Origin of the sequence: Mitsuaria sp. PDC51 (assembly GCF_900113225.1) — a bacterium.
Taxonomy (GTDB): domain Bacteria; phylum Pseudomonadota; class Gammaproteobacteria; order Burkholderiales; family Burkholderiaceae_C; genus Roseateles.
The window spans coordinates 1,957,110-1,977,495 of the sequence record NZ_FOZE01000002.1; the positions used below are offsets into that span (position 1 = coordinate 1,957,110).

19 protein-coding genes are annotated in these 20,386 nt (G+C 70.6%); 9 read left to right on the plus strand and 10 right to left on the minus strand.

The features are described 5' to 3' along the window. The first annotated feature begins 7 nt into the window (after nt 1-7). Nucleotides 8-730 (plus strand): ABC transporter ATP-binding protein, encoded by a 723-nt coding sequence (locus BM393_RS19950; RefSeq protein ID WP_091730946.1) that lies wholly within the window; start codon nt 8-10, stop codon nt 728-730. Between the two features lie 178 nt (nt 731-908). Then, nucleotides 909-1,976 (plus strand): hypothetical protein, encoded by a 1,068-nt coding sequence (locus BM393_RS19955; RefSeq protein ID WP_091730950.1) that lies wholly within the window; start codon nt 909-911, stop codon nt 1,974-1,976. A 6-nt stretch (nt 1,977-1,982) separates the two neighbouring features. On the opposite strand, the gene BM393_RS19960 is transcribed toward BM393_RS19955, so the two are convergent. After that, nucleotides 1,983-2,792: an SDR family NAD(P)-dependent oxidoreductase gene (locus BM393_RS19960; RefSeq protein WP_091730955.1), complete on the minus strand. Its 810-nt coding sequence runs from the start codon at nt 2,790-2,792 to the stop codon at nt 1,983-1,985. 107 nt (nt 2,793-2,899) lie between these two features. Between BM393_RS19960 and BM393_RS19965 the strand changes: the two genes are divergently transcribed. From BM393_RS19965 to BM393_RS19975, 4 genes are all read left to right on the plus strand, one after another. Next, nucleotides 2,900-3,871, plus strand: coding sequence for a LysR family transcriptional regulator (locus BM393_RS19965; protein ID WP_091730959.1), 972 nt, complete (start codon nt 2,900-2,902; stop codon nt 3,869-3,871). Between the two features lie 6 nt (nt 3,872-3,877). Next, a complete protein-coding gene (locus BM393_RS19970) occupies nt 3,878-5,500 on the plus strand; it encodes a GGDEF domain-containing protein (RefSeq protein WP_091730962.1) in 1,623 nt (540 codons plus the stop codon). 170 nt (nt 5,501-5,670) lie between these two features. Continuing rightward, nucleotides 5,671-5,976 carry a hypothetical protein gene (locus BM393_RS25385; RefSeq protein ID WP_141225407.1) on the plus strand — a complete coding sequence of 102 codons (306 nt, stop codon included), beginning with the start codon at nt 5,671-5,673 and terminating at the stop codon, nt 5,974-5,976. After that, nucleotides 5,957-6,292: a hypothetical protein gene (locus BM393_RS19975; protein WP_091730967.1), complete on the plus strand. Its 336-nt coding sequence runs from the start codon at nt 5,957-5,959 to the stop codon at nt 6,290-6,292. Before BM393_RS25385 ends, BM393_RS19975 begins: the two co-directional genes overlap by 20 nt. A gap of 12 nt (nt 6,293-6,304) precedes the next feature. Here the strand turns inward: BM393_RS19975 and BM393_RS19980 are convergent, their stop codons facing one another. From BM393_RS19980 to BM393_RS19990, 3 genes are all read right to left on the minus strand, one after another. Further along, nucleotides 6,305-7,621 (minus strand): RNA polymerase sigma factor, encoded by a 1,317-nt coding sequence (locus tag BM393_RS19980; RefSeq protein ID WP_091730971.1) that lies wholly within the window; start codon nt 7,619-7,621, stop codon nt 6,305-6,307. 120 nt (nt 7,622-7,741) lie between these two features. Then, nucleotides 7,742-8,152: a VOC family protein gene (locus tag BM393_RS19985; protein WP_091730975.1), complete on the minus strand. Its 411-nt coding sequence runs from the start codon at nt 8,150-8,152 to the stop codon at nt 7,742-7,744. Nucleotides 8,153-8,349: 197 nt separating this feature from the next. Beyond that, nucleotides 8,350-8,715, minus strand: coding sequence for a YciI family protein (locus BM393_RS19990; protein WP_091730979.1), 366 nt, complete (start codon nt 8,713-8,715; stop codon nt 8,350-8,352). Between the two features lie 208 nt (nt 8,716-8,923). Between BM393_RS19990 and BM393_RS19995 the strand changes: the two genes are divergently transcribed. The 3 genes from BM393_RS19995 to BM393_RS20005 all read left to right on the plus strand — a co-directional run bounded on the left by BM393_RS19995 (nt 8,924) and on the right by BM393_RS20005 (nt 12,147). Further along, a complete protein-coding gene (locus tag BM393_RS19995; RefSeq protein ID WP_175538426.1) occupies nt 8,924-10,063 on the plus strand; it encodes a sensor histidine kinase in 1,140 nt (379 codons plus the stop codon). Nucleotides 10,064-10,149: 86 nt separating this feature from the next. Then, nucleotides 10,150-10,935, plus strand: a complete 786-nt coding sequence (locus BM393_RS20000) for a LytTR family DNA-binding domain-containing protein (protein WP_091730987.1) — start codon at nt 10,150-10,152, stop codon at nt 10,933-10,935. Between the two features lie 78 nt (nt 10,936-11,013). Further along, nucleotides 11,014-12,147, plus strand: a complete 1,134-nt coding sequence (locus BM393_RS20005) for a GGDEF domain-containing protein (RefSeq protein WP_091730991.1) — start codon at nt 11,014-11,016, stop codon at nt 12,145-12,147. A gap of 19 nt (nt 12,148-12,166) precedes the next feature. Here the strand turns inward: BM393_RS20005 and BM393_RS20010 are convergent, their stop codons facing one another. From BM393_RS20010 to BM393_RS20035, 6 genes are all read right to left on the minus strand, one after another. Then, nucleotides 12,167-13,414: a nucleoside recognition domain-containing protein gene (locus tag BM393_RS20010; RefSeq protein ID WP_091730994.1), complete on the minus strand. Its 1,248-nt coding sequence runs from the start codon at nt 13,412-13,414 to the stop codon at nt 12,167-12,169. Nucleotides 13,415-13,521: 107 nt separating this feature from the next. After that, nucleotides 13,522-14,514, minus strand: a complete 993-nt coding sequence (locus tag BM393_RS20015) for an HD-GYP domain-containing protein (protein ID WP_091730997.1) — start codon at nt 14,512-14,514, stop codon at nt 13,522-13,524. Continuing rightward, nucleotides 14,511-17,597, minus strand: coding sequence for an MHYT domain-containing protein (locus BM393_RS20020; protein ID WP_091731002.1), 3,087 nt, complete (start codon nt 17,595-17,597; stop codon nt 14,511-14,513). The genes BM393_RS20015 and BM393_RS20020 overlap by 4 nt, the downstream gene beginning before the upstream one ends. A 177-nt stretch (nt 17,598-17,774) precedes the next feature. Beyond that, complete coding sequence (locus tag BM393_RS20025; RefSeq protein ID WP_091731006.1) at nt 17,775-18,557, minus strand: MetQ/NlpA family ABC transporter substrate-binding protein; 783 nt, start codon at nt 18,555-18,557, stop codon at nt 17,775-17,777. A gap of 95 nt (nt 18,558-18,652) precedes the next feature. Next, the gene (locus BM393_RS20030) at nt 18,653-19,336 is read right to left on the minus strand and encodes a methionine ABC transporter permease (RefSeq protein WP_091731010.1); all 684 of its coding nucleotides are present in this window, start codon (nt 19,334-19,336) and stop codon (nt 18,653-18,655) included. After that, nucleotides 19,333-20,340, minus strand: a complete 1,008-nt coding sequence (locus BM393_RS20035) for a methionine ABC transporter ATP-binding protein (RefSeq protein WP_091731014.1) — start codon at nt 20,338-20,340, stop codon at nt 19,333-19,335. Before BM393_RS20035 ends, BM393_RS20030 begins: the two co-directional genes overlap by 4 nt. Nucleotides 20,341-20,386 lie beyond the last annotated feature (46 nt).

Sequence of the window (20,386 nt, forward strand, 5' to 3'; positions counted from 1 at the left end):
AACAGACATGCTCAAGATCGATCAACTGCATGCCGGCTACGGCAAGGTCGAAGTGCTGCACGGCATCTCGGTGGAGGTGCCCAAGGGACGGGTGGTGACGCTGATCGGCTCCAACGGGGCCGGCAAGACGACGACGATGCGGGCGGTGTCCGGGATGATCGCGCCCAGCGCCGGGCAGATCACGCTCAACGGCAAGCGCATCGACGGCCTGGAGTCGTACCACATCGCGCGGCTGGGGCTGGCGCATTCGCCGGAGGGACGGCGCGTGTTCGCCACGATGAGCGTCACCGACAACCTGCGCCTGGGCGCGTTCCCGCGCTACACGGGCGCGCGTCCGAAGGGCGATGTCGACGCCGACCTGGAGAAGGCGATGGAGCTCTTCCCGCGCCTGAAGGAGCGGCGCCAGCAGCTCGCGGGCACGCTCTCGGGCGGCGAGCAGCAGATGCTGGCAATGGCGCGCGCCACCATGCTCAACCCCGAGGTCGTGCTGCTGGACGAGCCCTCGATGGGGCTGGCGCCGATCCTGGTGGACGAGGTGTTCCGCATCATCGAGCGGCTGAAGGGGGAAGGCGTGACGATGCTGCTGGTGGAGCAGTTCGCCGCGGCCGCGCTGGCGGTGGCCGACTACGGTTACGTGCTGGAGAACGGGCGCATCTCGCTGCACGGTCCGGCGGAGAAGCTCCGCACCGATCCGGCGGTGAAGGCGGCCTACCTGGGCGGCGGGCATTGACGCCGGGCCCGGGCGCCCGCCCGACCCGCGCGACGACTCCGATCGGGCATCGCGCGCCTCCAAGCAGTTGGAATCGCCGCGATGTCCATCGCGAATGCAGGAGTGCCGCGGGTCGACGCGCTGCCTAGAGTGACTGCCTCGCCCCGCTCCGGGGCTTCTCCTCCAGCGAGGTGCAGTCATGACGAACACTCCCCAGCGCGAGCCCGATCGACCGCCGGTCGAGGCCTGGCAGGCGCAGGGCCTCTATCCGTTCTCCCGCGATCCGGAGACGCCGGTCGAACTGTTGGAACGACAGCTGTTCGACCAGGTTGCGTGGCACCTGTCGCGCTTTCATCCGGTGTTTCGCACCCTGGCGCCGGAGGCGGTGGCCCTGCAGTTCCGGGTGCTCCGGCAGGCCGTCGAATGCGGTCCCGAGGAACTCCAGGCGCTGTTGACCGAGGTGCTCAACCTGCCGGCGGAGGACCGCCAGAGGATGGCGGAACTGCTGAAGGACGTGTCCTTGTCCTCGGTGATCCGCGAATCCCATGTGGTGACCCAGCGCCTTCAGCTGCTCGACGGGCTGGAGACGCTCCTGTTCGATGAAGTGCTGCGACCGCACGTCAAGGAGCGTGGGGAACTGCACCGCATCGTCGCGCGCAACCCCTGGCTGTTCGGAGACGAGTTCGCGCTTTCAGTGGACAACCGATCATTGACGGAGGTGCTGCGCAAGCACCGGGAACTGCTGGGACGCAATGTCGCGATCGATGAGCCCATCGAGGCGGTCGGCGACAAGCGCTCGATCATCGACCTCATGTTCTCCCGTGCGACCAGGCGGCACCAACCGTCGACGCTGGAGCACCTCGTCGTCGAGTTGAAGGCGCCGCGTGTCGCGATCGGGCGCAGGGAGATCAACCAGATCTCCGACTACGCGCTGGACGTCACGGGCGACGAACGATTCCTGTCTGTGAAAGTCAAGTGGTCGTTCTGGCTGGTGGGGCGGGACATCGAAGAAGGCTCGCGGAACCGCGCGAGGCTGCAGGAAGAGCTGCATTTGCGCAGCCCGTTCAACTATTCCGTCCACGTCGTGACCTGGGCGCAGTTGATCGACGAGAACCGGGCCCGCCTGCAATTCCTCCAGGAAACCCTGGACTACAAGGCCAGTCGGCAGGCGGGACTGAAACATCTGCAGCGTCGCTATCCCGACTGCCTCGGAGAGGTGGTGCAGCGCGCGCAGGAGCCGCAGGCCCCGTATGCGCGCGCGGGGTGAGACCGATCAGACAAACATGCCGCCCGACGCTTCCACGCGCTGCGCGTTGACCCAGCGGTTGTCGTCCGACAGCAGCGAGGCGACGACCGGTCCGATGTCATCCGGCAAGCCGACGCGGCCCAGCGCGGTGACCGACGCGACAAGGGCGTTGACCTGTGCGTTGTCGCGCACCGTGCCGCCGCCGAAGTCGGTCTCGATCGCGCCGGGCGCGAGCGTGTTCACGCGGATGCCTCGCGCGCCGAACTCCTTGGCCATGTAGCGCGTCATCACCTCGACGCCGCCCTTCATCGTCGCGTACGCGCCGTAGCCGGGCATCGCGAAGCGCGCCAGGCCGCTGGACACGTTCAGCACGCTGCCGCCGTCGTTCATCAGCGGCAGCAGCGCCTGCGTCAGGAAGAACGGGCCCTTCAGGTGCACACGCATCAGTTCGTCGAACTGGGCCTCGGTGGTGTCGGCCAGCGGCGCATGCACGCCCATGCCGGCGTTGTTGACCAGGTGGTCGAAGCGCTCGCGCTGCCAATGCTGCTGGAGCGTCTGCTTCAGCGCCTGGGCGAAGGCCGGGAAGCTGCCGCTGTCGCCCACGTCGAGCGGCAAGGCCGCCGCGCGGCCGCCCAGCTGGCGGATCTCGTCGATGACCGCCTGCGCCTCGGCCTGCTGGCTGCGGTAGGTCACGATGCTGTCGATGCCACGGCGGGCGAGGTGCACGGCGGCGTTGCGGCCCAATCCGCGGCTGCCGCCGGTGATCAGCGCGATGCGGGTCGGGGTGGAGGTGGAAGCGGAAATGGAGGCGGAAGTGGAAGCGGTGGTCGTCGTCATGGTGAGCTCCTGCTGGGGTCGGTGAATCGGATGCAGGAACTTTATTGATCGATGGATGGCGTATAAATCGTCATGAACCGATTTGACCGTTCACGCGAAACGAACAAATGAGCGATGCCCCCCTCCGCTTGCCGGCCTCCCCGCCGCCCTCGATCGAGACGCTCCAGGTCTTCGTCCGGGTCGCGGAACTGGCCAGCTTCACCCAGGCCGCGCAGAGCCTGGGCCTGCCCAAGGCCAGCGCGTCCACGGCCGTGCAGCGGCTCGAGGCCAGCCTGGGCACGCGGCTCTTCCACCGCACGACGCGGCGCGTGCAGCTGACGCAGGACGGGCAGGCCTGCTACGAGCGCTGCAAAGACCTGCTGGCCGACCTCGACGACATGCAGACCATGTTCCAGCCGGCCGCCAGCGGCCTGCGCGGCCGGCTGCGGGTGGACATGCCGATGCGGATCGCCCAGGACCTCGTCGTCCCGCGACTGCCGGAGTTCCTCGCGGCGCACCCGGGGCTGGAGGTCGAGCTCAGCAGCACCGATCGCCGCGTCGACCTCGTGCGCGAGGGTTTCGACTGCGTGCTGCGGGTGGGGCCGCTCGGCGATTCCACCCTGGTGGCCCGGCCGCTGGGCGCGCTGGCGATGGCCAACCTCGCCAGCGCCGCCTACATCGCCGAGTTCGGCATGCCGGAGTCCCTCGAGGACCTGGCCCGCCATCGGCTCGTCCAGTACGTGACGACGCTGGGTCAGCGATGCCCCGGCTTCGAATGGTGCGACGACGCCGGCGCGACGCACTTCGTGCCGATGACCGGCGCGCTGACGGTGAGCGATTCCGGCTCCTACGCGGCGGCCTGCCTGGCCGGGCTGGGCCTCACGCAGGTGCCGCGCCACGGGATCGAGGCGGAGGTGCTGGACGGCCGGCTGGTGGAGGTGCTGCCCCGCTTCCGGCCCGCGCCGATGCCGGTGCACCTGCTCTACGCGCACCGGCGCCAGTTGCCGCGGCGGGTGCAGGCCTTCATGCAATGGCTGGCCGAGCTGCTGGCGCCGCGGCTGTTGCCGCTATCCTCTGCCTCCTCGGTACCCACCTCCTGAACCGCCTTGCGTTCCGATCCCGTCCTGGACCCGCCGTCCGCGCTGTCCCAGCAAGCCCGCGCCGTGCTCGCCGCCGGCGATGTCGCCGCGGCGCAACCGCTCGGCGAGGAGTGGCTGCTGCTGGCGCTCGAGCAGGCGGACGAGGCGCAGCAGGCCCAGGCGCTGCTGCACCTGGCGCGCTGCGATCGCGCGCTGCATCGACCGGGCGAGGCCCGTGGGCGCAGCGAACTGGCGGCCCGGCTGTTCCGCCAGCAGGGTGACGCGTCCGGCGAGGCCGGGGCCCTGTCGGTGCTGGCGCACAGCGCGTCGCTGGCCGGGCATCACGAGGAGGCGATCGAGGCGGCGCTGCTGGGGCTGCGGCTCGCGCAGCTGCGCGGCGACGGCGCGGCGCTGGTGCTGGCGCTGGAGGACCTCGGGGCCTGCCACGTGTGGGCCCGCAACTTCGACAAGGCGGCCGAGGTGCTGCGCCAGGCGGCCGACGCCGCCAACGCCAGCAAGCCCAGGCGCAGTCCGCTGACGGCCTGCCTGTGGCTGGCGATGGGCTCGCTGCTGGCCTACGCCGGCGAGCGGGAGCAACGGGGGCAGTTGCCGCCGCTGGGGCCGCTCGAAGGCCACCTGATCAACGCGCGCCACCTGCTGGCCGAAGGCGATGCCGAAGCGCAGTGCTGGTGGACGCTGATGCAGACGATGGCGCAGATCTGGAAGGGCGCCTCGGCGTTCGCGCAGCCGGAACTGCAACTGGCCTTGGCACAGTTGCCGGCGCAGGAGCGGCATTGGCTCGCCTCACTGGCGGGCTGGGTGCAGGCCGAGCTGGCCTGGGCAAGGCGGCTGTGGCCGCAGGCGCGTCGGGCCGCGGCGCAGCTGGTGACCGAGGCCGACCTGGTCCAGCACGAGCCCCTGGCGCAGCTGGGCGAGCTGATCGCCAGCCAGATCGAGGAACAGCAGGGGCAGCCGCAACGCGCGCTGCAGCGCCTGCGCGCGCTGCGCGAGCGCGAGGCGCGGGTGCGGATCGCCAGCCTCGCGAGCCGCGAGTCGACGGTGCAATGGCAGCTCGACGCGCGCCGCAGCGAGCGCGACCGCGTGCAACTCGCCAGCGAGGCGCAGCGGTTGGAGAAGCTGTCGATGGAGGATCCGCTGACGGAGCTCGCCAATCGCCGCAGCTTCGAGGATCACGCGCGGGCGCAGCTCGCGGCCGGCGGCGTGGTGAGCCTGGCCTTGATCGACGTCGACCACTTCAAGCAGGTGAACGACCAGCACTCGCACCTGGTCGGGGACCAGGTGCTGAGCCAGATCGCGCGGCTGATGCGCCAGCATGTGCGGGAGCACGACGTCGCGGCGCGCCTGGCCGGTGACGAGTTCGTGCTGCTGCTGCGCGGCGCGACCGAGGAGGTCGCGCAGCAGGCCTGTCGCCGGCTGGACGAGGCGGTGCGCCGGCACGACTGGAACGCGGTGTCGGACGGCCTGCGCGTGAGCATCAGCATCGGGGCCGCGCAGCGGCAGGAGGGCGATACGCTGGAGACGCTGATGGCGCGCAGTGATGCCGCGATGTACGCCGCCAAGCGCGAGCGTCAGGGCGCCGGCGTGCGCCTCACCGACGAGAGCGAAGGCGAAGGCGACGCGCCGGATTGAATCGGCCGGAAGGACCGTGTTCATCGGGGCCGTCGGGCGACGGCGTCGGCGCAAATACACAAGAACCTGCGTGGCGGTTTCGCCGAAAACGCGCCGTGGGTGAAGGTCGACCGGTTCGATCGGTGCCAAGAATGGAAACCTCTTTCGCACCTTGCCTGCCAGGAGGTTTCATGACTGATGCCCATGCTGCCGGATCGTCGGGACGGATCGCCCCGATGGGAGATCCGAGGTTTCCTTCCATTCCGGGTCCGTTGACCGATGCCGGTCGACGACGACTCGACTACGTTCAATCGCTGATCGACTGCCGCTCCCGGAAGCGGGTCGTCGCGCCAGGGGAAGATGCCCGACCGTTCGACCTGCCCGAACGATTGATCGCGATCTACGCCCGCAATCCCGATGTCCTGAACTATCCGCCGCGTGCGGGTGAGCTGCAGGCTGCGCTGATGGAGATGCGCCATGGTTGCGGTGGTTGTTGACGCGAACGTCGCGCTGGGCATCGCGCCGTATGTGTTCCACGCCGAATGCGCTCACTCGCTGCTCAAGCGGAGTCGATCAGGGGGCTGGCCGCCGGGGACCGTCCAGGACTACGCGGCCATGATCGAGTCCTATCGCGTGGCCCTGCATCCCGAGATCACGCCCTTGCTCGAGCATGTGGACGCCGCGGTCAAGCGCCATGTGCAAGGCTTTGACCTGCTGTATCTGGACCTGGCGCTGGCCACGGGCGCGTCGATCGCGACCAAGGATCGGGGCTTGATCGCCGCGGCGGAGCGTGTCGGTGTGCGCTTGTTCTGAGCTGCGGGGCCCTCAGTGCCCCTGCTCTCTCGCCCGCCTGAGCAGCAGCTCCCGTTCCCGCGCATTGGCGGTCATCGCGGCGGCGCGCTCGAATTCCTCTTTCGCCTCGGCATTGCGTCCCAGCCTGGCGAGCAGGTCGGCACGCACGCTCGGCAGCCAGGGGTACTGCTTCAGCGCCGGCTCCTCCATCAGCTGGTCGACGATCTCCAGACCGACCGCCGGCCCGAAGGCCATCGACAGCGCCACCGCGCGGTTCAGCTCCACCACCGGCGAAGGCTGCCGGATCGCCAGCACCTCGTAGAGGGCCGCGATGCGCGGCCAGTCGGTGTCCTCGGCGCGCCGTGCCCGCGCGTGGCAGGCCGCGATCGCCGCCTGCAGCGCGTACGGCCCCGGACCCTCGCCGGCACCCGCGTTGTCACCCACGTCGCCCCCGGGCTCGGCGGGGAGCCGCTCGGCGGTGGCCAGCGCCGCCAGCCCCCGCTCGATCGATCCCTGGTCCCAGGTCGACCGGTCCTGCTCCAGCAGCAGCACCGGCTGCCCCTGCGCATCGACGCGCGCCGAGGCCCGCGAAGCCTGCAGTTCCATCAGCGCCAGCAGCCCGTGGACCTCGCCCTCGCGCGGCGCCAGCCGCACCAGCATCCGCGCCAGCCGCAGCGCCTCGTCGCACAGATCCTGACGGATCCAGCGCTCGCCGCTGGTGGCGGCGTAGCCCTCGTTGAAGATCAGGTAGAGCACCTCCAGCACCGCCGCCAGGCGGCCGGTCAGGGCCTCACCGCGCGGCAGCTCGAAGGGCACGTTCGCCTCGCCCAGCGTGCGCTTGGCGCGGACCAGCCGCTGCGCCACCGTCGGCTCCGACTGCAGGTAGGCGCGGGCGATCTCGCCGGTCGTCAGGCCGGCCACCATCTTCAGCGTCAGCGCCACCCGCGCCTCCAGCCCCAGCACCGGGTGGCAGGCGCAGAACATCAGCCGCAGCACGTCGTCGCCGATCTCCCGCGCGGCGCGCTCGTCGTCCAGGTCGTCGACGAAGTCCGGCACGATCATCGCCTCGCGCGCATCGAGCTCATGCCCCAGCTGCTCGAGCTTGTCGCCGCTGAGCTTCACATGGCGCAGCCGGTCCAGCGCCCGGTGTTTGGCGGTGGTCATCAGCCAGGCCGCCGGCTTGTCGGGCAGGCCCTGCCTCGGCCAGGTCTCCAGCGCGGCCACCAGCGCGTCCTGCGCCAGCTCCTCCGCCAGCGACACGTCGCGGGTCAGCCGTGACAGGGCACCGATGATCTTGGCGGACTCCTGCCGCCAGACGGTGGTGATCGCGCGATGGGTCTCGTCGGTCATGCGCGCGATCGTACGGCCTGGGCGGCGGGGATGCCGCTCCGCATGCCGCGCGTGGGGTCGGGCGCCGGACCGCGGGCACCGGCGCCAGCGGCGTCGCCGCCCGGGCGGGCCCGCCAGGGCTCAGGCGCCGGGGAACTGCGTGATGTCCATGTACATCAGCTCCCAGATGTGCCCGTCCGGGTCCGCATAGGCCTGGGAGTACATGAAGCCCATGTCCTGCGGCTCGCGCGGCACGGTGCCGCCGGCGGCCCGGGCCTTGGCGATCAGCTCGTCCACCTGTGCCTTGCTCTCGCAGGACAGGCAGGTCAGCACTTCGGTCGTGGTGTGCGCGTCCGAGATCTTGCGCGGCGTGAAGGTCTGGAAGAACTCCTCGACCAGCAGCATCGCGTAGATGTCGTCCGAGATGACCATCGACAGCGCCTGCTCGTTGGAGAACTGCGGGTTGAATTCGTAACCCATCGCGCTGTAGAAGCGCTTGCTGCGCTCGACGTCCTTGACGGGCAGGTTCACGAAGATTTGCTTGTGGCGCATGGTGCTTGTCCTGAAGCGGGGTGAGGGGGTCGAGCCCGAGCGGGTGAAGAAGCGGTCGCATCGTGCCCTCCGGCGGGCGGCGCCCCGGTCCTTCCGGGGCGTCCACACTGGCACGACGGCCCAGGCCCGCCGGTTTCGACAGGTCTCGACACGATCAGCGAGAAAAACCGGGACGAGCTGTTCGTCCCGACGCGCCCTCAGGCCTTCGATTCCTCGTAGCAGGGCACCAGCGAGCGCACTTCCACCGTGCACCATTCGGCGGCCGGGCATTCGCGGGCGATCGCCAGCGCTTCCTCGCGGGTCTTCACGTTCAGCCAGAAGAAGCCGCCAACCATTTCCTTGGCCTCGGCGAAGGGGCCGTCGATCGTCGTCATGCGGCCGTCGCGCTTGGCGACGCGGGTCGAGCCGTTGACCGACTGCAGCGACTGCGCCGCCTGCAGCAGGCCTTGCGCCTGCAATTGGCCGGCGAAGGCGGTCATGCGCGCATAGGCCTCGCGGCCCTCTTCCGGCGTGCGCGCCTCGCGTTGGCCGACAGGTTCGTTGATCAGCAGGATGTAGCTCATGCGGGTCTCCGTGGGATGCGGGCGAAATGCCGGGGAGGCGGATCAGCGGGCTATTGGACACCATGGACCGGATGTCCAGCCGAAGGTCAGGGGCATCGGCGGCGCCGGGGCGGTCGTCCGCGCCGCCGGCCGTCGATCCATCCAGCGGACTGTCGATCCGTCGTTTCCCCGGGCGGCCGGCGATCGACCGCTTCCTACACTGCACCGCATGACTCCCGCCCCGTCCCGACCGCTCTGGCGCGATGCCCGTCGCCTGCGTGCCTCCTGGCATGCCTGGATCAGCAACGATGTCCAGCCCAGCGGCCCCGCCTGGATGCAATGGGTCTGGACCCTGGTCTTCTGCGCCGCGCTCTCGGCCGGCTTCACCGTGCTGGGGTTCGTCATGAACTTCCGGGTGGTGGACTGGTTCGACCTGCGCCTCTGGGGATGGTGGTACGGGAAGAACCTGACGGTGTGCCTCACCATCGGCGTGGTCATCCAGGTGCTCTTCGCGATCCTGACGCCGCGCCTGGGCGGTCGCGCCCGCATCCGCCAATGGAGCGACTGGCGCCGCACGCTGTTCTTCTCCGGCGTGCCCATCCTCGGCACCGTGATCGGCTGGCTGCCCGGCATGTGGCTCGCGGGGCTCACCTCCTGGGTCCGGCTGGACTGGGCGCAGGGCGGCAAGGTCATCGGCATCACCTCGGTGCTGTCGCTGGGCATCACCTTCGTGCTGCATCACTGGTTCGCGTCGAAGAACCGCCAGCTCAAGGCCGAGCGCCGCGCCACCGAGGCCCAGCTGCGTCTGCTGCAGGGCCAGATCGAGCCGCATTTTCTGTTCAACACGCTGGCCAACGTCCACTCGCTGATCGATTACGACGCGGCCAAGGCCAAGGACATGCTGGGCGCCTTCACGGCCTATCTGCGGGCCTCGCTCGGTGGCCTGCGGCGCGAGACCGGCCCGCTGGAGGACGAGCTCGCGCTGGCCGAGGCCTACCTGACGGTGCTGCGCACGCGCATGGAGGACCGGTTGCGCTTCGAGGTCCGTGCCACCCCCGAGGCCCGCGCGGTGATGCTGCCGCCGATGCTGCTGCAGCCGCTGGTGGAGAACGCGGTGCACCACGGCCTGGAGCCAAAGATCGACGGCGGGACGGTCCAGGTCGATGCGGCGCTGCGCGCCGGCTTCCTGGTCGTCGAGGTCCGGGACGACGGTGTGGGGCCGGGCGCGTCGCGCCGCGCGGGCAATGGCATCGCCCTGTCCAACCTGCGCGAGCGCTTGATGACGCATTACGGCGACCGTGCCTCGCTGGACCTGGTGGCCGCCGAGCCGGGATGCCTCGTCACGCTGCGCGTGCCGCTGGACGGCTGAACGTCGCCACCGCCACCGCCACCGCCACTGCCCTGCCGCCCTCATTCGCTCCGTCCTTCGCTCCCTTCCATCCGCCCCTCCCGACCATGACCGCACCCACCGCCCTGATCGCCGACGACGAACCCCACCTGGCCCGCGCGCTCGCCGCGCTGCTGGCCGCCGTCTGGCCCGAGCTGAATGTCGTCCACGTCGCCCGCAACGGCTCGGAGGCGGCCGAGCGGATCGCCGCGCTGCGGCCGGACCTGGCCTTCCTCGACATCCAGATGCCGGGCCTGACCGGCCTGGAAGTCGCCGAGGGCATCGAGGGCGCGACACGCGTCGTCTTCGTCACCGCCTATGACCAGTACGCGGTGCAGGCCTTCGAGCAGGAAGCGATCGACTACGTGCTCAAGCCGGTGGAGCCGGAGCGGCTGGGCCGCACGGTCGAGCGCATCCGGCGCGCGCTCGCGAAGCCGGAGGCCGACGGCGACGCGGCGCTCGACGCCCGGTTGCTGGCGGCGCTGCGCACGCTGCACGCGCCCGCGGGCGGCGGGGCCCGGCCCGCCGGCCCGCTGCGCTGGGTCCGCGCGACGCAGGGCGACCTGATGCACCAGGTCTGCGTCGACGACGTGCTGTTCTTCCGCGCCGACGACAAGTACACCTGTGTCCAGACCGCCGAGGCCGAATACCTGATCCGCACGCCGATCCACGAGCTGGTCGCGCAGCTGGACGGCGAGCGCTTCTGGCAGGTGCATCGCTCGACCATCGTCAACCTGGACCATGTGGCCGGCACGCGGCGCGACGAACTGAGCCGGCTGTTCGTCCGCGTGCGCGGGCATGCGAGCGAGCTGCCGGTCAGCCGCGCCTACGTCCACCTCTTCCGGTCGATGTGAACGGCGGGGCGCGCACCGCGCCCGCGACCGGCCAGCGGCGGCCCGCCTGTCATCGGCGCCGCCTACACTGCCGGCCTCATGCAGCTCGATCCCCGCTCGATCACCGTCATGACCGCGCTGATGGCGGCGGTCCTGGGGCTGGTGCTGCTCGGGGTGCGGCGCAACTATCCGTCGACGATCCACGGGCTGCGGCCCTGGGCGATGGCGCCGATGACCTGCGCCTTCGCCGCCGGCGTCTACGCGCTGCAGGGGCTGTGGCCCGAATTCGTCGTCGCACAGACCGGCAACGCGCTGCTGCTGACGGGCTGCGGGCTCTTCTATTTCGGCTCGCAGCGCTTCTTCGGCCGGCCGGTGACCTGGCGGCTGTGGGGCGCAATCGCGCTGCTGAGCCTGGCGGTGCTGACCTGGTTCCTGATCCGGCCCGACTACCGCGTGCGCATGGTCGTGTTCACCGGGACGATGACGGCCTGCGTGCTGGCGCACGCGCGGCTGGTCCTGCGGGACGGCCGCGGCTTCGCGGCGCGCCTGATCGCGGGCACGCTGCTGCTGCAGGCGGCCGTGCTGGTCGGCCGCGGTCTGGCGAGCTTCTGGGTGGACGGGGCGCAGTCCTCGCGCTTCGCGATGACGACGGTGCAGACCGCCTACATCGCCAGCTACTGCTTCAGCGTGCTGCTGCTGAGCGTGGGCGTCCTGCTGATGGCCAGCGAGCGGGTGCGCGAGGAATTCGAGCTGCTCGCCACCCGCGACGCGCTGACCGGCGCGCTGACCCGCCGCGCGGTGCTGCAGGCCGGCGGCGAGGAATTCGACCGCTGGCGTCGCTACGGCCAGCCGCTGTCGCTGGTGCTGCTGGACATCGACCACTTCAAGCAGGTCAACGACCGACACGGCCACCAGGCCGGCGACCGGGTGCTGAGCGGCGCGGTGGCGGCGATGCGCGGGGAACTGCGGGTGAACGACCGGCTGGGTCGTTATGGCGGCGAGGAGTTCGTGATCCTGCTGCCGTCCACCGACGCCGAGGCGGCGCGGGCCTCGGCCGAGCGCGTGCGCGCCGCGCTGGCCGCGCATGCGCCGGAGCCCGGCATCCCGCCGTGCTCGGCCAGCCTGGGCGTGGCCTGGGCGCAGCCCGGGGACACCAGCCTGGACGCGCTGCTCGCGCGCGCCGACGCGGCGCTCTATCGCGCCAAGGCCAACGGGCGCAACCGGGTGGAGTGAGGCGCGCCCGTCGCGCGGCTCACTTGAAGAACCAGTAGCCCACCAGGATCGCGCCGACCAGGCCCACCGCGTCCGCGATCAGGCCGCAGCTCAGCGCATAACGCGTCTTCTTGATGTTGACGCTGCCGAAGTAGACGGCCAGCACGTAGAAGGTCGTCTCGGTCGAGCCCTGGATGATCGCGGCCAGCTTGCCCTCGAAGCTGTCCACGCCATAGGTCTTGAGCACGTCCACCATCAGGCCGCGCGCGCCGCTGCCCGACAGTGTCTTCATCAGCCCGACCGGCAGCGCCGGCACGAAGTCGGTGGGCAGGCCCAGTGCCGCCACGCCCGCGGCGATGCCCTGGACGACGAAGTCCATGCAGCCCGTCGTGCGGAACACCGAGATCGCCACCAGGATCGCGATCAGGTAGGGAATGATCTGGACCGCGACGCCGAAGCCTTCCTTGGCGCCCTCGACGAAAGCCTCGTAGACGTTGACGCGGCGCCAGGCGCCGACCGCGATGAACATCACGATGATGCTCAGGATCACGCCGCTGCCCAGCAGCCCGATGTACTGCGACATTACCTCCGGCGGATAGCTGTGCAGCCAGCCGAAGACGGCGGCCATGATCGCGATGAAGCCGCCGACGAACACCAGCACCGGCGCGCTGAACAGGTTGATGCGCTGCACCCATGCCACCGCGACCAAGCCCGACATGAAGGAGATGAAGGTCGCGATCAGCGTGGGCAGGAAGATGTCCGCGGCGTTGAAGCCGACCAGGCCCTGGTCCACCGCCATCGCCTGGCGGATCGCGATCACCGAGGTCGGGATCAGCGTGATGCCGGCGGTGTTCAGCACCAGGAACATGATCATCGCGTTCGACGCGGTGTCCTTCCGCGGATTCAGCTCCTGCAGCTCCTTCATCGCCTTGAGCCCGAGCGGCGTGGCGGCGTTGTCCAGCCCGAGCATGTTGGCCGAGAAGTTCATCACCATCGAGCCGCCGGCCGGATGGCCGCGCGGCACCTCGGGGAAGATCCTCGCGAAGAACGGTCCCATCGCGCGGGCGAAGAGCTGAATCACGCCGGCGGTCTCGCCGACCTTCATCAGGCCCAGCCACAGGCTCATCACGCCGACCAGGCCGAGCGAGATGTCGAAGCCGGTCTTGGCGGTGTCGAAGATGCCGGTCAGCACCTGCGTGAAGATGGTCAGGTCGCCCTGGAACAGCCGCGCCAGCGCGACCGCGAAGCCGATCAGGAAGAACCCGATCCAGATGAAGTTCAGCACCATGGGCGCGGATTATTCCGGGCCGCGGCGATGCCGTGCGCTGCGCACGCCCGGTGTTGCGGGAATGCGAGCATCACGATCTGGCGGGCGGCCATAACCGGCCGCGGGGCCTAGCCTTCCTCCAGGAAGCGGTCCCGCACCTCCAGCACCTGCGGCAGCACGCCGATGAACAGCTCCACCAGCGCCGGATCGAAGTGTCGGCCGGCCTGCGCGCGCAGGTGCGCCACCGCCTGCTCCACCGGCCAGGCCGGCTTGTAGGGGCGGATGCTGGTCAGCGCGTCGAAGACGTCGGCGATCGCGACGATGCGGGCGTCCTGCGGGATGGACTCCCCGGCCAGGCCCTCGGGATAACCGCTGCCGTCCCATTTCTCGTGATGGGCCAGCGCGATGCGCCGCGCCATGCCGAGCAGGCCGGTCGCCTGATCGCCCAGGATCTCGGCGCCGATGGCCGGATGGCGGCGCATCACCATCCATTCCGCCTCGGTCAGCGGACCCGGCTTCTGCAGGATCGCGTCCGGGATGCCGAGCTTGCCGACGTCATGCATGGGCGCGGCATGCAGCAGGTCGTCGGCGTCCTGGTCGGTCCAGCCGGCCGCCAGCGCCAGCAGCTGGGCGTAGTGGCTCATCCGCACGACGTGCCAGCCGGTCTCGTTGTCCTTGTACTCGGCGGCGCGGCCCAGGCGCTGCACGATCTGCAGCCGGGTCTCGCGCAGTTCGTCCGCGCGCACCAGCGACAGGTGGGTCCGCACCCGCGCCCGCACCACCGGCGGGCTGACCGGCTTGGTGATGTAGTCGACCGCGCCGGCCTCGAAGCCCTCGGTCTCGTCGCTGGTGTCGGCCAGCGCGGTGACGAAGATCACCGGCGTGCGCCGCGTCGCCGGCTGCGACTTGAGCACGCGGCAGACATCCAGCCCGGAGAGCCCCGGCATCATGATGTCCAGCAGGATCAGCTGCGGCGCCTCGCTCTTCGCGAGCTCCAGGGCCTTCTGGCCGTCGCGGGCGAACAGCAGCCGGTAGTCGTCCTGCAGCACATGCCGCAGGACCTGCAGGTTGGCGGGCTCGTCGTCGACGAGCAGCAGCTTGGGACGGTGATCGGCGTTCACGACAGGCCTTGCGGGGCATTCGGCGTGCTCAGCCGGGTGCGCAGCGACTGCAGCAGCAGCAGGGCGGCGTCGAAGTCGAAGTCGTCCAGCGCGCGCGTCAAGGGCCCCAGCGCCTCGGCGCCGAGCGCCAGCCGCAGCGCGCTCAGCGACTCGTCGTCGAGTTCGCTGCGCTTGAGCGCGGCCGCCAGGCGGTCCACCAGCTGCTTCGAGGCGCGCAGGTCGCGCGCGGCCGCCTCGGCCGACGGATCGGCGGGCCGATCGGCCGACATCGGCATCGGCGCGCTGGCCGCGAAGCCCGAGGGCCGGCCATCCAGCTCCGCGACCGCGTCCAGCGTGTCCTGCAGCGTCAGCGCCAGCGTGTCGACCAGCGCCATCAGATCCTCTTCGCGCCCCAGGCGCAGGGCGGTCTCGACCGGCTGCGCGTGGGCGAGCAGCCGCGGCATCGCCAGGCTGCCGGCCACGCCGCGCCAGCGGTGCACCAGCCCGCGCAGTTCGATCCACTGGCGCGCCTGCGTCAGCTGGTGCAGCCGCGCGACGCCTTCGCGCTGTTCCTCGGCGAAGCGGCGCAGCCCGCGTTGCCACGCGGTGACGCTGCCCCACAGCCGCAGTCCCTGCTGCCAGTCGAGCGGCTCGGTGCCGGGGCCCGCTGAGCCCAGGCCCGCCGCATGGCGTGTCGACGGCGCCGGCCCGGCCTCCCCGGCGCCGCGGCCCGGCGACAGGCCCAGCACCCGAGCGAGTTCGGCGAACAGCCGGGCCGGCTCCACCGGCTTGACCGCGAAGCCGTCCATGCCGGCGGCCAGCGCCGCCTGCCGGTCTTCCTCCAGCACGCTGGCCGTCAGCGCGACCACCGGCGTGTGGCCGCGGCCCTGCGCATGCTCGAAGTTGCGGATCCGCCGCGTCGCGCCCAGGCCGTCCAACCCCGGCATGTGCACGTCCATCAGCACCGCGTCGAAGCGCTCGTCGGAGAAGGCCTTCAGCGCCTGCAGCCCGTCGGCGGCGAGCGTGACCTGATGCCCCTCGCGGCCCAGGATCAGCTGCAGCAGCTCGCCGTTCTGCGCGACGTCGTCGGCCACCAGCAGCCGCAGCGGCGGGAGGGCGACGGCCGCTTCGCTCGCCTGGGCCTCGGCGAGCGCCGCGTTGCCGGCCGGCAGCGGCAGCCAGACGTGGAAGGTGCTGCCCTGGCCGAGTTCGCTCTCGACGGTGATGCGGCCGCCCATGCGCTCGACCAGCTGCCGCGAGATGGTGGTGCCCAGGCCAGTGCCGCCGAAGCGGCGCGTCGTCGACGCGTCGGCCTGCGCGAAGGCGTCGAAGATGCGGTCCAGCCGGTCGGGCGCGATGCCGATGCCGGTGTCGACGACGGCCAGGTGGACCTGGCCGCCTTCATGCCGCATGCGCAGCGTGACCACGCCGCGCTCGGTGAACTTGATCGCATTGCCGACCAGGTTCAGCAGCACCTGCTGCACCCGCAGCGGATCGCCCTGGAAGAAGCGCGGCGCGGCGGACGGGTAGTCGAGGTGCAGCACCAGGTTCTTGCGCTGCGCCAGCAGCCGCAGCGAGTTCAGCGCCTGCTCGCAGACGGTGCGCAGCGAGAAGTCGACCGACTCCAGCTCCATCGCGCCCTTGTCGAGCTTGGCGGTGTCCAGGATGTCGTTGAGCAGCGCCAGCAGCGAGCGCGCCGAGCCGCGCACCGTCGTCAGGTGGCGGCGCTGGGCCTCGGTCAGCGTGGTGTCCAGCAGCAGCTCGGTGAAACCGAGGATGGCGTTCATCGGCGTGCGGATCTCGTGGCTCATGTTGGCCAGGAAGGCGCTCTTGGCCGCGGCGGCGGACTCGGCGCGCTCCTTGGCTTCCTCGAGCTGGCGCTGCAGCCGCTTGGGCTCGGTGATGTCGAGGATCACGCCATCGATCCACTGCGGCGCGCCCTGCGCGTCGCGCACCGCGCGGCCGCGCTCGGAGACCCAGCGCTCGCCGGCGTCGCGGGTGTGGACGCGGTACTCGAGCGCATAGGGCGTGTCGGCGGCGACGGCGGTTTCCACGGCCGCGTTCACCCGCGCCTGGTCGTGGCGATGGATCAGCGCGGCGAAGTGCTGGCGGCCTTCCAGGAAGTCGCGGGCGGTCCAGCCGGTCAGGTCCTCGACGGCGTCGTTGATCAGCAGCATCGACCAGTTCTCGTCCAGGCGGCAGCGGAAGGTCACGCCCGGGCTGTTGGCGATCACGGTGCGGTACTTGGTCTCGCTGTCGCGCAGCGCGGTCTCCATCACCAGCATGCGGCCGCGTTCCTCGACCAGCTCGGTGTTGAGCCGGCGCAGCACCAGCAGGCCGTTGGCGCCGGCCGTGATCGCGCTGATGGCCAGCGCCATCACGGTCACGGCCAGGGCGAGCCAGCCGGCGTTCTCGATCGAGGTGTTGCAGGGGCCGTCGGCCAGGCCGACGAAGCGCGCTGCGCCCATCGCCGTGTAATGCATGCCGGCGATGGCGCCGCCCATCACCACGCCGCCCAGCGCGATCGCCCAGGGCCGGCTGAGGCGGCCGGCCAGGCCGAAGCGGATCCACAGCGCGAGCATCGCCAGCAGGACCGCGACGACGATGGAGGCGCCGAACCAGGCGGGGTCGTAGCGCAGCGCGGCGGACATCTCCATCGCCGCCATGCCGGTGTAGTGCATCGCGCCGATGCCGGCGCCGACCAGCACGCCGCCGGCGACCAGGCGCCAGCGGTCGAGTTCGCGGCGCGAGAGCAGGGCCAGCGCGACCCAGGAGGCGATCAGCGCCGGGACCATGGAGGCGGCGGTGATGTGGGCGTTGAAGGCGATCTGCGCGCACAGCTGGAAGGCCAGCATGCCGATGAAGTGCATCGACCAGATGCCACCGCCCAACGCCAGCGCGCCCGTGGCCAGGATGGACTGGCGACGCCAGCCCGTGGCCGGCTTGGCCATGCCGGCGACCTGCAGCGCCAGCGCCGAGGTCAGCGAGGCGACGGCCAGCGACAGCAGCACCAGGGCCCCGTCGTAATGGCCGGTGAGCAGCAGCGTCGGGGCGCCATCGCGAAGCAGGAAGAACTGCGGCAGCGCCGCGGAGAGTTCGGACACGGACGGGCGAGGAGCGGCATCCTGGCGGCGCCATTCCGAGGGACAAGGGAGGAGGCCGCCATGGTGCCAAGAAGCCGGGACGGCGGCCCGGCACAAATCCTCGATATCCAGCGCCCAAATGAAAGCGCCCCGCGATCGCGGGGCGCTGTACGGAAACAAGCCCGGCCGCAGCCGTCGTCAGAAGGCGGGCACCACCGCACCTTTGTATTGGGTCTGGATGAAGCGCTTGACGGCCTCGCTCTGCAGCGCGGCGGCCAGCTTCTTCACCGCGGGAGCGTTCTGGTTGTCGTCGCGGGTGACCAGCCAGTTGGCGTAGGGCGACTCGCCGCCCTCGATCGCCAGCGCGTCCTTGGCCGGGTTCAGCTTCGCCTCCAGCGCGTAGTTCGTGTTGATCAGCGCCAGGTCCACCTGCGGCAGGATGCGCGGCAGCGTGGCGGCCTCGATCTCACGGAACTTCAGCTTCTTGGGGTTGTCGGCGATGTCCTTGGTCGTCGCCAGGATGTTGGCCTTGTCCTTGAGCTTGATCACGCCGGCCTTGTCCAGCAGCAGCAGCGCGCGGCCGCCGTTGGTCGGGTCGTTGGGGATCGCGACGGTGCCGCCCTCGGGCAGCGCGGCCAGCGTCTTGTGCTTGGTCGAATACGCGCCGAACGGCTCCACATGCACCGCCGCGACGGCCACCAGCCGCGTGCCCTTGCCCTTGTTGAACTCGTTCAGGTAGGGCTTGTGCTGGAAGAAATTGGCGTCCAGGCGCTTCTCGGCCACCTGCACGTTGGGCTGGACGTAGTCGGTGAAGACCTTGACCTCGAGCTCCACGCCCTGCTTGGCCAGCTCCGGCTTGACCAGGTTCAGAATCTCGGCGTGCGGCACCGCGGTGGCGGCGACGCTCAGCTTCTCGGCGGAGGCGGTGCCGGCGGTGACCAGCGACAGGGCCGCGACGGTGGCGGCGAACAGCTTCTTCATGCTTGCAAACTCCTCTGAGGAACGATGCCGCTCGCCTGCTTGGGGCGATCGGCGCTGAAAAGGGGGAGGCGGGGTCTGGTCGATGCCGGACGGGCTCAGCGGTGCGACACGCGGGTCACCAGCCAGTCGCCCAGCATCTGCAGCAGTTGCACCAGCACCAGCAGCAGCACCACGGTCACGACCATGACCTCGGTCTGGAAACGCTGGTAGCCGAAGCGGATCGCCAGGTCGCCCAGGCCGCCGCCGCCGATGACGCCCGACATGGCCGTGTAGCCGACCAGCGTGATCGCGGTGACGGTGAGCGCCGAGACGATGCCGGGCAGCGCCTCGGGCAGCAGCGCCTGGACGACGATCTGGCGGGTGCTGGCACCCATGGCCAGGCCGGCCTCGACGATGCCGCGGTCGACGCCGCGCAGCGCGGTTTCCACCAGCCGCGCCAGGAAGGGCGTCGCGCCCACGACCAGCGGCGGGATCGCGCCGGCCACGCCCAGCGAGGTGCCGGTCACCAGCAGCGTGAACGGGATCAGCACGATCAGCAGGATCACGAACGGCAGCGAGCGCAGCACGTTCACCACCAGCGACAGCAGCGCGTACAGCCGGGGCGAGGACACCAGCCGGCCACGGTCGAACAGGTACAGGGCGATGCCCAGCGGCAGGCCCAGCAGCGCGGTGAAGAGCAGCGAACCGCCCAGCATCAGCAGCGTGTCGCCGCCGGCGGTGGCGATCTCGGGCCAGTCGATGGTCCGCAGGGTCTCGATCAGGGAGGGCGTGAGGCTCATGCGCGCAGCTCCTCGACCTGCACGCCGCGCTCGGCCAGCAGCTGGCGGGCGGCCTGGCGATCGCCGCCGCTGACGGCGATGGTCAGCTGGCCGTAGGGCTGCCGCTTGATGCGGTCGATGCGGCCGGCCAGGATGCCGAAGTCCAGGTTCGCGCGCCGGGCGACCTCGCCCAGCAGCGGCTCGTAGGTGCGCTCGCCGAAGAAGGTCAGGCGCCACAGGCTGCCGGCGACATGCGCGTAGTCGTCGCGCTGCTCGCCTTCGTCGACATGCTCGGCCGCGAGCACGAAACGCCGCGCCGTGTCCGAGCGCGGATGCAGGAAGACCTGCGCCACCGGGCCCAGTTCGACGATGCGGCCGCCTTCCAGCACCGCGACGCGGTCGCAGACGCGGCGTACCACGTCCATCTCGTGGGTGATCAGCACGATGCTCAGCTTCAGCTCCTCGTTGAGCTCGGCGAGCAGGTCCAGGATCGAGCGGGTGGTTTCGGGGTCGAGGGCGCTGGTGGCCTCGTCGCAGAGCAGCACCTGCGGGTCCAGCGCCAGTGCGCGGGCGATGCCGACGCGCTGTTTCTGGCCGCCGGAGAGCTGGGCCGGATACTTGTCCGCCTGGTCGGACAAGCCGACGCGGGCGAGCAGCTGCTGGACGCGCGGCGCCATGCGCGCGGCCTCCCAGCCGGCGATGCGCAGCGGCCAGGCCACGTTCTGCGCGACGGTGCGCGAGCTCAGCAGGTTGAAGTGCTGGAAGATCATCGCGATCTTCTGGCGGGCGGCGCGCAGGCCGGCCGCGTCCAGCGCCTGCAGGTCCTGGCCGGCCACCACCACGCGGCCGCTGTCCGGGCGCTCCAGCAGGTTGATCACCCGCAGCAGCGTGCTCTTGCCGGCGCCCGAGGCGCCGATGATCCCGAACACTTCTCCCGGTTCCACCCGAAGGTCGATACCCTGGAGCGCCGCCACGCGGCGCCCCTCGACCTCATAGGATTTGTGCAGCTGTTGGAGTTCGATCACGGACGAAAGACGGACGCTCGCGCCAGCTGGCCGCCGTTCGGGACCT